Origin of the sequence: Bradyrhizobium sp. CCBAU 53421, from assembly GCF_015291625.1 — a bacterium.
Lineage (GTDB): Bacteria > Pseudomonadota > Alphaproteobacteria > Rhizobiales > Xanthobacteraceae > Bradyrhizobium.
Map to the genome: position 1 here is coordinate 701,132 of NZ_CP030047.1, position 12,167 is coordinate 713,298.

Annotated in this window: 9 protein-coding genes; 3 read left to right on the top strand and 6 right to left on the bottom strand. The window is 64.8% G+C overall.

Features of this window, described 5'->3' with window-relative positions; translation table 11 throughout:
- The first annotated feature begins 21 nt into the window (after positions 1 to 21).
- The 3 genes from XH92_RS03200 to XH92_RS03210 are packed head-to-tail and all read left to right on the top strand — an operon-like array spanning position 22 to position 5,224.
- Positions 22 to 1,620, top strand: a complete 1,599-nt coding sequence (locus XH92_RS03200; protein ID WP_194457937.1) for an AMP-binding protein — start codon at positions 22 to 24, stop codon at positions 1,618 to 1,620.
- On the top strand, positions 1,620 to 3,248 hold the full coding sequence (locus tag XH92_RS03205; RefSeq protein WP_194457938.1) for an acyl-CoA carboxylase subunit beta: 1,629 nt from the start codon (positions 1,620 to 1,622) through the stop codon (positions 3,246 to 3,248). Before XH92_RS03200 ends, XH92_RS03205 begins: the two co-directional genes overlap by 1 nt.
- Positions 3,245 to 5,224 (top strand): acetyl-CoA carboxylase biotin carboxylase subunit, encoded by a 1,980-nt coding sequence (locus XH92_RS03210; protein ID WP_194457939.1) that lies wholly within the window; start codon positions 3,245 to 3,247, stop codon positions 5,222 to 5,224. Before XH92_RS03205 ends, XH92_RS03210 begins: the two co-directional genes overlap by 4 nt.
- Positions 5,225 to 5,374: 150 nt before the next feature.
- Here the strand turns inward: XH92_RS03210 and XH92_RS03215 are convergent, their stop codons facing one another.
- The 6 genes from XH92_RS03215 to XH92_RS03240 all read right to left on the bottom strand — a co-directional run bounded on the left by XH92_RS03215 (position 5,375) and on the right by XH92_RS03240 (position 12,144).
- Entirely contained in the window at positions 5,375 to 6,367 is a 993-nt protein-coding gene (locus XH92_RS03215) for an ABC transporter ATP-binding protein (RefSeq protein ID WP_194457940.1), read from the bottom strand.
- A complete protein-coding gene (locus XH92_RS03220) occupies positions 6,364 to 7,377 on the bottom strand; it encodes an ABC transporter ATP-binding protein (protein WP_194457941.1) in 1,014 nt (337 codons plus the stop codon). The genes XH92_RS03215 and XH92_RS03220 overlap by 4 nt, the downstream gene beginning before the upstream one ends.
- Positions 7,377 to 8,270 (bottom strand): ABC transporter permease, encoded by an 894-nt coding sequence (locus XH92_RS03225; protein WP_194457942.1) that lies wholly within the window; start codon positions 8,268 to 8,270, stop codon positions 7,377 to 7,379. Before XH92_RS03225 ends, XH92_RS03220 begins: the two co-directional genes overlap by 1 nt.
- 4 nt (positions 8,271 to 8,274) lie before the next feature.
- Positions 8,275 to 9,222, bottom strand: coding sequence for an ABC transporter permease (locus XH92_RS03230; protein ID WP_194457943.1), 948 nt, complete (start codon positions 9,220 to 9,222; stop codon positions 8,275 to 8,277).
- A gap of 35 nt (positions 9,223 to 9,257) precedes the next feature.
- Entirely contained in the window at positions 9,258 to 10,853 is a 1,596-nt protein-coding gene (locus tag XH92_RS03235) for an ABC transporter substrate-binding protein (protein ID WP_194457944.1), read from the bottom strand.
- A gap of 403 nt (positions 10,854 to 11,256) precedes the next feature.
- A complete protein-coding gene (locus XH92_RS03240; protein WP_194457945.1) occupies positions 11,257 to 12,144 on the bottom strand; it encodes a TauD/TfdA family dioxygenase in 888 nt (295 codons plus the stop codon).
- Positions 12,145 to 12,167: the final 23 nt, after the last annotated feature.

Genomic DNA, 12,167 nt, shown 5'->3' on the forward strand with positions numbered 1-12,167 from the left:
CGGTTGAGAGGAGAACCAGCCATGGACAATCTCGCAGCAACCGGTGGCGTCACCGGCCCCGGCCGCATCGGGCGGGTCGCGATCGGCGACCTGCTGAAGCGCGCCGCGCGGCGGTTTCCGGATCGCGTCGCGCTGACCGATGGCACCAGGCAAGTCACCTTCACCGAGCTCGAGCGCGATGCCAATCGCTTCGCCAACCATTTGGTGCAACGTGGATTGAAGCCCGGCGAAAAAATCTCGACGATCTGCAACAACTCCGTCGAATTCGTCAAAGCGCTGTTCGGCATCCACCGGGCCGGCCTGGTCTGGGTACCGATCAACACAATGCTCGGGCCGGCGGACATGGACTACATCCTCGGCCATGCCGAGGTCCGCTTTGCGATTATCGACGACAATCTGCACGCCCAGGCAGATCGGCGCGCGGCGCTGGAAGCCCGCGGCATGGAGATGATCGCGATCGATCTGACCGGCAATGCCGGCAAGACCGGATTGCAGGAATTCAACGGTCTCCTGAAGGGGCAATCCGACATCGAGCCTGAGATCGAGATCAACGATCGTGATCTCGCGATGATCATCTATACCTCGGGCACGACGTCGCGGCCGAAGGGCGCGATGCATTGCCACCTCGCCGTGGTGATGGCCGTGATGAGCAACTGCATCGAGATGCAGCTTTCGCGCGACGACGGGATCACCGGGCAGTTTCCGCTGTTCCACTGTGCCGGCCACGTGCTGCTGCTGAGCTATCTCTCGGTCGGCGGCCGCATGGCGCTGATGCGCGGCTTCGATCCGGTGGTCTGCATGGAGGCGATCGTCCGTGACAAGCTTACGGTGTTCGTCGGCCTGTCGCTGATGTATCAGGCGATCCTCGATCATCCGCGCCGGCGCGAGTATGATCTCTCCGGCCTGCGCTGCTGCATCTACACCATGGCCCCGATGGGCAAGCCGCTACTGGAGCGCGCCATGGCCGATCTCTGTCCGAACTTCGTGCTGACCAGCGGCCAGACCGAGATGTATCCGGCGACGACGATGTCGCGGCCGGAGGTGCAGCTCGAGCGTTTCGGCAATTACTGGGGCGAGTCGTTGATCGTCAACGAGACCGCGATCATGGACGACAACGGCAACCTGCTGCCGCGCGGCGAGATCGGCGAGCTGGTGCATCGCGGGCCCAACGTGATGATGGGATATTACAAGGACCCGAAGTCGACCGAGGAGGCGCGCAAGTTCGGCTGGCATCATACCGGCGATCTTGCCTTGATCGACGGCAATGGCGAGGTGTTGTTCCTCGATCGCAAGAAAGACATGATAAAGTCGGGCGGCGAGAATGTCGCTTCCGTCAAGATCGAGGAGACTTTGCTGGCGCATCCCGCCGTGCAGAATGCCGCCGTGGTCGGGCTGCCGCATCCGCAATGGGGCGAGGCGGTCTCCGCCTTCGTCAAGCTGAAGCCCGGTGCGGTGGCCGACGAGGCCGGCATCGAGGCGCATTGCCGAAAGCATCTCGGTGGCTTCCAGGTGCCGAAGCTGGTGCGTATCCTCGAGGAGATGCCGATGACCGCGACCGGCAAGCTGCGCAAGGTCGAGCTGCGGCAGCAATACAGCGGGCATTTTGTGGAGCGCGCCTAGTGGCCATCATCGAGAACACCATCGCTACCGGCAGCGCCGCGTTCCAGGGCAATCGCGACGGCATGCTGGCCCTGATCGACCGGATGCGCGCCCTGGAGGAACGTACGCGCGCGGCCTCCGCCGCGGCCAAGGACCGGTTCCATAAGCGCGGTCAGCTGCTGCCGCGCGAACGCGTCGCGTTGGTGCTCGATCCCGGCTCGCCATTTCTCGAACTGTCGACCCTCGCCGGCTACATGTTCGATGTGCCGGATGCGGACAGGAGCGTGCCCGGCGGCGGACTGGTGGCCGGCATCGGCTTCGTCTCCGGCATCCGCTGCATGGTCAGCGCCAATGATGCCGGCATCGACGCCGGTGCGCTGCAGCCCTATGGCCTCGACAAGACGCTGCGGGTGCAGGAGCTCGCGCTGGAGAACAAGCTGCCTTATGTGCAGCTGGTCGAAAGCGCCGGCGCCAATCTGCTGCGCTACCGCGTCGAGGATTTCGTCCGCGGCGGCAACATTTTTCGGAACCTCGCGCGGCTGTCGGCGGCGGGGCATCCCGTCGTCACCGTCACCCACGGCTCTTCAACCGCCGGCGGCGCGTACCAGACGGGCCTGTCCGACTACATCGTGATGGTGCGCGGCCGCACGCGCGCCTTCCTCGCCGGGCCGCCACTGCTCAAGGCCGCCACCGGCGAGATCGCAACCGAGGAGGAACTCGGCGGCGCCGAGATGCACACCTCGATTTCCGGCCTTGGCGATTATCTCGCCGAGGACGACCGCGACGCGCTCCGCATCGCGCGCGAGATCATGGCCAAGTTGCCATGGGACCGTTCTTGGGATCGGCCGGCCCCCGAACCGGCCGCATTCAAGCCGCCGCGTTACGATGCCGAGGAATTGCTTGGCATCATGCCGATGGACCACAAGCGCCCCGTCGACATGCGCCAGGCGATCGCGCGCTTCATCGATGATTCCGATTTCACCGAGTTCGGCGCCAACTACGGCCCGGCCACGGTCTGCGGCCACGCCCGCATCGAAGCGCAGGCGCTCGGCATCATCACCAACAACGGCCCGCTCGATGTCCCCGGGGCCAACAAGGCGACGCATTTCATCCAGGCCTGCTGCCAGTCGCGCACGCCGATCCTCTACATGAACAACACCACCGGCTACATGGTGGGCCGCGCCTATGAAGAGGCCGGCATGATCAAGCACGGCTCGAAGATGATCCAGGCCGTGACCTCGGCGACCGTGCCGCAAATCACGCTGTATTGCGGCGCCTCGTTCGGCGCCGGCAATTACGGCATGTGCGGCCGCGGCTTCCACCCGCGCTTCTGCTTCTCGTGGCCGAACGCCAAGACCGCGGTGATGGGCGGCGAGCAGGCCGCCGAAACCATGGCGATCGTCACTGAAGCTGCGGCCGCGCGGCGCGGCAAGCCGATCGAAAAGGAGAAGCTGGAGGCGATGAAGGCGCAAATCACTGGCGTGTTCGACGGCCAGATGGACGTGTTCTCGACCAGCGCCCGCGTGCTCGACGACGGCGTGATCGATCCGCGCGATACGCGGACGGTGCTGTCAGAGGTGCTTTCGATCTGCCGCGAGGCGGAGGCGCGAAAGCCCCAGCGCATGCAGTTCTCGGTGGCGCGGCCATGAGCGGTACCATCGTGAAGCGGACGCCGTTTTTCAAGATCCTGATCGCCAACCGCGGCGAGATCGCGCTGCGCATCATGCGATCGGCACGGCGGCTCGGCTATGGCATCGTCGCGGTCTATTCGGATGCCGACCGCGACGCACTGCACGTGCTCGAGGCCGACCAGGCGGTGCGGATCGGCGAGGCGCTGCCGGCGCAATCCTATCTGAAGATCGACGCGATCATCGCAGCCGCCAAGGCAAGCGGGGCCGGCGCGGTGCATCCCGGCTACGGCTTCCTCGCCGAGAACGAGGACTTTGCGCAGGCCTGCCGCGATGCGGGGTTGGTGTTCATCGGTCCGTCGCCGCAGGCGATCCTTGCGATGGGCAACAAGGCCGGTGCCAAGGACATCATGCAAAAGGCCGGCGTACCCTGCGTGCCCGGCTATCAGGGCGCCGACCAGAGCGATGCGGCGATGCTGGCAGAAGCCAAGGCGATCGGCTTCCCCGTCATGATCAAGGCAGTCGCCGGCGGCGGCGGTCGCGGCATGCGGCTGGTCGCGGATGCCGCGGCGTTTCCGGATGCGCTGCGCAGCGCGCGATCGGAGGCGCAGGGTGCGTTCGGCGATCCCACCGTCATCCTCGAACGCGCCATCGTCGATCCCCGCCACGTCGAGATCCAGGTGTTCGGCGACCGTTACGGCAACGCCGTTCATCTCGGCGAGCGCGATTGCTCGGTGCAGCGGCGGCACCAGAAGCTGATCGAGGAGGCACCGTCACCGGCGGTGACGCCGGAGCTGCGTGCGCGGATGGGCGCGGTCGCGGTCCAGGCGGTCAAGGCGATCGGCTATGAGGGCGCCGGTACGCTGGAGTTCCTGCTCGATCGCGCCGACAATTTCTACTTCATGGAGATGAACACGCGGCTCCAGGTCGAGCATCCCGTCACCGAGGCGATCACCGGGCTCGATCTGGTCGAATTACAACTGCGTGTCGCGAGAGGCGAACCACTTGGCGTGAGGCAGGAGGACATCAGTTTCTCCGGTCACGCCATCGAGGTCCGGCTCTGCTCGGAGGACGCCGGGCATGAATTCATGCCGCAATCCGGCACGATGGCACGGTGGCAGATGCCGGAAGGCATCCGCGTGGAGCACGCATTGCAGTCCGGCTCGGAGATTCCGCCGTTCTACGATTCGATGATCGCCAAGGTCATCAGCCATGGCGCCACCCGCGACGAGGCGCGCGGCAAGTTGATCTGCGCCCTGGAGCAGGTCACGGCCTTCGGCGTCACCACCAATCAGGGCTTCCTGATCGATTGCCTGCGTCATCCGGTCTTTGCCAGGGGCGAGGCGACTACGGCCTTCATCGGCAACAACCGCGATGTGTTGCTGGCGCCGCGGCCCGATCGCGGCAGCGATCTCGCGCTCGCGGCGCTGCTGCTCTACGTCACCCATCCGGACGCGCCGCCATGGCAGCGCGGCCGGTCGCTCGCTGCGACATTCCCGCTCGGCCTGCGGATCGATCTCGGCCACGGCGTGCAGGAGATCGAGATCGTCCGCGAGCGCGACGGCAGCTACGTCGCCGCTCGCAACGGCGATCGCTTCAGCTTCGCGATCGACGAGCTCAATCAGGACAGCATCCGCTTCCACCATGATGGCGTGATGGAGCAGGCCAGGTTCCTGCGCGATGGCGATCGGCTCTATATCCTGCATCGTGGCGTCACGCTGACGGCGCGCGATCTCACGCTCGCGCCGCCGGAGAGCGCGACGGCTGCCGGAGGCGACGGCAAGGTTCGCGCCGCCATGAACGGCCGGGTCGTCGCGGTGCTGGTGAAGCCGGGCGACAAGGTCGCGGCCGGCCAACCGGTGATGACGCTGGAGGCGATGAAGATGGAGCACGTGCACACCGCAGGGGTTGCGGGCACGGTGTCGTCGATCGATGTTGCCGAGGGCGAGCAGGTGACGACGGGGAAGATCGTGGTGGAGATCGAGGTGGCCGCATAACAACTGTCGTCCCGGCCTAGTGCGCTATTGCGCACGGGGACCGGGACCCATAACCACCGATGTATGTTGTTGGAATAGAATGTGGCCCCAGCTCGCCAAATCAACGGGCATTCGGGGTAATGGGTCCCGGCCTTCGCCGGGACGACAGGTCTACTCGGCACGCCCCGTCCCGTCATTCAGCCAGCAGGCGACCTGATGTGCCGGGGCGGCTGCCAGCAGTGCCGGGCGCTCGGTCTTGCAGCGATCCATCGCGTAGCGACAGCGGGTGTGGAAGGCGCAGCCGGAGGGTGGATTGATCGGGCTCGGCACGTCGCCGTCGATCAGCGGCGCGGTTCGCTTCGCCTTCGGATCGGCAATCGGCACCGAGGCGAGCAGGGCCTGCGTATAAGGGTGGCGCGGATTGGCGAACAGCTCGTGTTTGTCGGCGATCTCGACAATGCGGCCGAGATACATCACGGCGACGCGGTGGCTGATATGGGCGACCACCGCGAGGTCGTGCGCGATGAACAGGTAGGAGAAGTTCTGCTTGCGCTGCAGGTCGATCAGCAGGTTGATCACCTGAGCCTGGATCGAGACGTCGAGCGCGGAGACCGGCTCGTCGCAGACGATCAGCCGCGGCCCAAGCGACAGCGCGCGCGCGATGCAGATGCGCTGGCGCTGGCCGCCCGAGAATTGATGCGGGAAGTTCTTCATCTGGTCGGGCCGCAGCCCGACCTGCTGGAACAGTTCCGCGACGCGCTCCTGCTTCTTCGCGCCGGTCGCGATGCCGTGCACGCTCAAGGGCTCGCCGACGATGTCGCCAGCGGTCATGCGCGGGTTGAGCGAGGCGAACGGGTCCTGGAACACGATCTGCATCGAGCGGCGATAGGGCCGCAGCGCCGTCTTGCTCAGTGACGCGATGTCCTCGCCATCCAGTTTGATCGCACCACTGGTCGGCTCGACCAGCCGCAGCACGGTGCGCGCCACCGTCGACTTGCCGCAGCCGGATTCGCCGACCAGCCCGAGCGTCTCGCCGGTGCCAAGCGCGAAACTCACCCCGTCAACCGCATGCACGGTGCCGACCTGCCGGCGCAGCACGCCGCCGCGCACCGCGTAGTGCTTGACGAGATCGGTAACCTCGAGGAGGGGGCGCTGTTCGGTCATGACGCCTCCGCTATCTCGCCGGCGCGCCAGCACGCCGCCCAGTGATTGCTCTTGACCTCATCGAGCGGCGGATATTCCTGACGGCAGCGGTCGATCGCCAGCTTGCAGCGAGGCGCGAAGGCGCAGCCGGGCGGCAGCCTGGTCAGTGACGGCACCATGCCGGGGATTTCGACCAGCCGCACGTCAGCTTTGGCGTCAGGTGAGGGCACTGCCGGGATCGAGGCCATCAGCCCTCGGGTGTATGGATGCAACGGCGTCTCGAACAGAGATTCAACCGTCGCCTCCTCGACCTTCTTGCCGGCATACATCACGATCACGCGCTGCGCGGTTTGGGCAACGACGCCGAGGTCATGGGTGATCAGGATCAAGCCGGTGCCGAGCCGCTGCTGCAGATCGACGATCAGGGCCAGGATCTGCGCCTGGATGGTGACGTCGAGCGCGGTGGTCGGCTCGTCCGCGATCAACAGCGCCGGCCGGCACGCCAGCGCCATCGCGATCATGGCACGCTGGCGCATGCCGCCGGAGAGCTGATGTGGATATTCCTGGGCGCGACGCTCCGGCTCCGGAATGCGCACCAGCCGCAGCATGTCGACCGCCTGTTTCCAGGCTTCCTTGCTGCTCACCTTCTGATGCAGCCGTACCGCCTCGATGATCTGGTCGCCAATCCGCATCACCGGATTGAGCGAGGTCATCGGTTCCTGGAAGATCATCGAGATGCGGTTGCCCCTGATGGCGCGCATCGCGGTATCGTCGAGCTTCAGCAGATCGGTCCCTTCGAGCGTCACCGAGCCGCCGACGATGCGGCCGGGCGGATCGGGTACCAGGCGCATGATCGAGAGCGCGCTGACGCTCTTGCCGCAGCCGGATTCACCGACGATCGCCAGTGTCTCGCCGCGGCGGACCGAGAACGAGACGTCGTCGACCGCGCGGAACAGGCCGGAGTTGGTGAAGAACACCGTCTGCAGGTTCTTCACGTCGAGAACCGTCACTGCCGTCTTGGCGTCGCTCATCAGCCGCGCTGCCTCGGATCGAGGATGTCGCGCAGCGCGTCGCCGAACAGATTGGTGCCGAACACCGCGAGACTGATCGCTATGCCGGGGAAGATCACCAGCCACGGCGCGGTGCGGACATATTCGGCAGCGGATTCCGACAGCATGCGGCCCCACGACGGATAAGGTTCGGGGATGCCGAGGCCAAGGAACGACAGCGACGCCTCGGTCAGGATGGTCGAGCCGAGCTGCGCGGTGGCGAGCACGATCAGCGGCGCGATGGTGTTCGGCAGCACATGGCGCAGCGCGATCCGCATCTCGCTCATGCCGATCGATTTGGCGGCCTCGACGAACGGCTGCTCGCGCAGCGCCAGCGTGTTGGCGCGGATCACGCGGGCAACCGTCGGGATCAGGGGGATGGCGATGGCAAGGATCACGTTCGGCAGCGATGGCCCGAGCGCCGCGGTCATCACAAGCGCGAGCACCAGCAGCGGCAGCGATTGCAGGATATCGGTCACCCGCTGGAACACGAGGTCGACCCAGCCGGAGAGGTAGCCAGAGGCGAGACCCACGATCACGCCGAGCGTGGCGCCGAGCGTCGTGGAGCCGATGCCGACCGCAAGCGAGATCCGGGCGCCATGGATGATGCGGCTCCAGACGTCTCGGCCGAATGAATCGGTGCCGAACCAGTGCAGCATGGAGGGCGGTGCGAGCCGGTGCGCCGAATCGACCGTGAGCGGATCGTAGCGACTGATCAGATCGGCAAAGATCGCAGTCAGCACGAACAGCAGCATGACGATGAGGCCGATCGTGCCGAGCACATGGCGCTGGGCGAGGAACGTCAGCCGTCCCCAGCCGCTGGTGGCGTTGGCTCCGGCGCGTCGTAACTCACTTTCGAAGTTGATCGTCGCCATCGGGCTAGTCCCCAAACCGGATGCGCGGGTCGATCGCCGCATAGAGCATGTCGACGATGAAGTTCACGACCACGACGACGACAGCGATGAACATCACGAGGTTCTGCACAATCGGATAGTCGCGCCAGCGCAGCGCCTCCACCAGGAAGCGGGCAATGCCGGGGATGTTGAACACGGTCTCGGTGACGATAAGCCCGCCGATCAGGAACGCGGCCTCGATGCCGATCACGGTGATCACCGGCAGCACCGCGTTCTTCAGCGCGTGGTGATAGTTCACCGAGGCTTCGGAGGCGCCCTTGGCGCGCGCGGTACGGATATAGTCCTGGCGCAGGATCTCCAGCATCGAGGAGCGGGTGATCCGCATGGTCAGCGCCGCGCTGCGGAAGCCGACCGCCATCGCCGGCACCGCATAGATGGTCAGCGCCTCGAGCCAGGTCTTCGGGTTCGGATTGAAGATCGGCATGGTGCCGAACAGCGACACCGAGGCCATCAGGACCAGGAGGCCGAGCCAAAACGACGGCAGCGACAAGCCGCTGAGGCTGACGACGCGCAGCGCATAGTCGAGCTTCGAGCCCTGGTGCACGGCGCTGATCACGCCGAGCGGAATGCCGATCGAGGCCGAGAACAACAGCGCCAGACCCGCGAGCCGTGCGGTGATCGGGATCCGCGGCAGGATCTCCTCCAGTGCCGGCTTCTCCGAGACATAGGAATAGCCGAGGTCGCCGCGCAGCAGGCCGCCGATCCAGTGCAGATACTGGATCACGATCGGCTGGCTCAGGCCGAGCTCGCGCTCGAGATTGGCCTTGTCGGCAGGATCGACGAAGCCTGCGGCGTCGAACAGGATGTCGACGATGTTGCCGGGAACGATGCGCAGCAGCACGAAGATGATGACCGAGATCCCGAACAGGGTCACGAGCATCAGGAACAGCCGCCGGACGATATAGGCAAACACCCTCGCGCTTCTCCCTATCTCGTCCGCATCTTGGACTACTTGTCCAGCCAGACGTCTTCGTAACGATAGCCGTTATAGGAGCTGTTGGACATGATCGTGACATTCTTCACGTAAGGCTTCCAGCAGGTGCCGGTCCGGGCATGGAAGATGATTGGCCGTGCGACGTCTTCCTGCAGCTTCTTGTCGATCTCCCAGACCAGCTTCTTGCGCTTGTCGAGGTTGGTCTCCTCGGATTGCTGGTCGAACAGCTTCTCGATGTCCTTGTTGCAATAGTTGGTGTAGTTGCGCTCCGAGCCGCAGGCGTAGTTCTCGTAGAACGACTGGTCGGGCTCGTCGACGGCGTTGCCGGTGAGGTTAAGGCCGAGCGAATAGTCCTTGCGCGCGATCTTCGGGAACCATTGCGCGGTGTCGACGACGTCGAGCTCAGCGTCGATGTAGATGCTCTTGATCTGGTCGATCAGGATGATCGCGGGATCACGGTAGACCGCGATGTTGCGGGTCGACACCTTGATCTGCAGATGCTTGTCCGGGCCATAGCCAGCCTTCTGCATCAGCTTGCGGGCTAACTCGCGGTTCTTCTCAACGTCGGGGCCATAGCCGGGAATCGATTCAAGCATCTCCTTGGGCATCGCCCACAGGCCGTCGGGCGCCGGCTCCATGGTGCCGCCGATATCGCCCTGGCCCTCGAACATGATCTGGATGAACGCCTTGCGGTCGAGTGCCAGCGCCAGCGCGCGGCGGATGTCGAGATTGTCGAACGGCGGCGCGCTCGAATTGATGATGATGTTGGTGGAGACGTTGTTCGGTTCCACCACGCAGACGGCCTTGGCGTCCTGCGACTTGACGTCCTTGAGCAGCGGGATCGAGACCTCGGTCGGGAACGTCATGTCGAACTTGCCCGAGACGAAGCCGAGGATCGCCGTCGAGCGGTTCGGGATGATGGTGAACTCGATGCCGTCGAGATAGGGCAGGCCTTTCTTGAAGTAGTCAGGGTTCTTGGTGAGCTTGATCGATTCGTTGGCCTTGAACTCGACGAACTTGAACGGGCCGGTGCCGATGGGCTTGGTGCGCATCTCCGCCGGCGACACATGGCAGGGATAGACCGGCGAATAGCCGGAAGCGAGCAGCGACAATAGCGCCGGTTGCGGCCGTTTCAGCTTGAACGACGCTTCATAGTCGCCGTTGGTCGTCACCTCGTCGACCTGGTCGTACCAGGACTTGCGCGGGTTCTGCCGGAACTTCTGCTGCGACTTGCCCATCAGCATGTCGAAGGTGCACTTGACGTCGGCCGCGGTGAACGGCTTGCCGTCGTGCCACTTCACGTCCTTGCGTAGTTTGAAGGTCAGCGTCTTGTTGTCGCCGCTCCAGGCCCAGCTTTCCGCAAGCTCGGGCCGGATCGTGCTGGCGCTGTTCTGGGCGATGTGCTGATCGAAGATGACGAGATTGTTGAAGATCGGCATGAACGGCACGTTCAGCGAATAGGTCGCGCCCTCGTGGATCGAGGCGCTGCCGGGGCTGTCGCGGTGATAGATCCTGAAGATGCCGCCGGATTTCGGCTCGGCTGCGCGTGACACGTCGCTGATGGTCAGCACAGACAACGCCGCCACGGCCAGCGCTTGCACGCTCCGCATGGTCCCCTCCCACATGTCGGTCTCAATGGCCGATTGGCATCGACGATACCACGGTGAGGCTGTCGGGCAACCAGCGAGGGCCGTGCGGGGATTGGCAATTCGGATGACGTGAGAGCATTAAAATTTCCACGGACCGGGAATAATGACTGTGGTTGCGGGGAACTCAGTCGGTTTTGCTATGCAATGACTACTCTGCGTTCGAATTCGATTGATAACGCTACCGCGTCCGGCGCCGAGCGATTCGCGATGAGCGACAGTTTGTCGCCTATCGTTGGTGTGTTCTCCGTCATCCTGAGGAGCCGCGAAGCGGCGTCTCGAAGGATCGACGGCCACAGGCCGGGCCGTGCATCCTTCGAGGCTCGCTCCGCTCGCACCTCGGGATGAGGTAGGACAAGAACAACGGTCACTCCGCCGCCTGCGTCGAGGGCAGGTGCATGTTGGCGACACCATCGGCCTCGGTCGCCGAGATTGTGGTGCGGATCATCAGGCGGCCCTCATGCGCCGGCCAGGGACGGCCGCGATGCATGGTGGCGCGGTTGTCCCACATTACGACGTCGCCCTGCTTCCATTGATGCAGATAGCTGACGCCGGGCGCGGTCGCGGCTTCAGTCAATTGCTCGATCAGCGTCTTGCCGGCTTCGGCATCCATGCCTTCGACGCCATAGGCGTGGGAAGCGAGATACAGCGCGCCGCGGCCGTTGACGGGATTGCGCCAGACCATGCGCCAGCACACCGGCGGCAGCGCATCGACTTCCTCTGACGTCGCGAGACCGGTAGCCACCTTGCTGCGGGAATGCGCGTAGGAGTGCCAGGCGAAGGAGTTCTCCAGCCGCTTCGCCACATCCTTGTCGAGCCGCTCGAATGCCAGCCGCATCGAGACGAACTCGGTCTCGCCGCCATGTTCGGGGATGATGCGCGCCGACAGGATCGAGGTCAGCGCCGGCACGCGCTTGAACGACGAGTCGGTGTGCCAGAGCTGATTGGCTTTGGCGCGCAGCTGCTGTCGATGGTCTGATGGAACCACCTTGCCGTCAGGCCCGAAGGTCGAGAGGATCACGAAGTGCGAGCCGGTGCCCATCGAGCCGACCTTGGTTGTCTCGGGCGGACCGAAGCGGCGCGAGAAGGCGAGCTGGATGTCGTCGCTGACCTCCTGGCCGCGGAACACCAGCACCGAATGCTCCTCGAACGCCGCGCGCACCGCCGCATAGGCGGCATCACTGGCGGCAACATCCGAAAGCATGACGCCGCGCAGTTCGGCTCCGAATCCAGGACGCAGTGGGATCACTTCCATCGGCAAATCCTCCCTGACTTTTC

Bases quoted from the DNA above. Each gene is read 5' to 3' on its own strand.
- XH92_RS03200 (WP_194457937.1), top strand. From the start codon at position 22: ATGGACAATCTCGCAGCAACCGGTGGCGTCACCGGCCCCGGCCGCATC.
- XH92_RS03210 (WP_194457939.1), top strand. From the start codon at position 3,245: ATGAGCGGTACCATCGTGAAGCGGACGCCGTTTTTCAAGATCCTGATC.
- XH92_RS03215 (WP_194457940.1), bottom strand. From the start codon at position 6,367: ATGACCGAACAGCGCCCCCTCCTCGAGGTTACCGATCTCGTCAAGCAC.
- XH92_RS03220 (WP_194457941.1), bottom strand. From the start codon at position 7,377: ATGAGCGACGCCAAGACGGCAGTGACGGTTCTCGACGTGAAGAACCTG.
- XH92_RS03225 (WP_194457942.1), bottom strand. From the start codon at position 8,270: ATGGCGACGATCAACTTCGAAAGTGAGTTACGACGCGCCGGAGCCAAC.
- XH92_RS03235 (WP_194457944.1), bottom strand. From the start codon at position 10,853: ATGCGGAGCGTGCAAGCGCTGGCCGTGGCGGCGTTGTCTGTGCTGACC.
- XH92_RS03240 (WP_194457945.1), bottom strand. From the start codon at position 12,144: ATGGAAGTGATCCCACTGCGTCCTGGATTCGGAGCCGAACTGCGCGGC.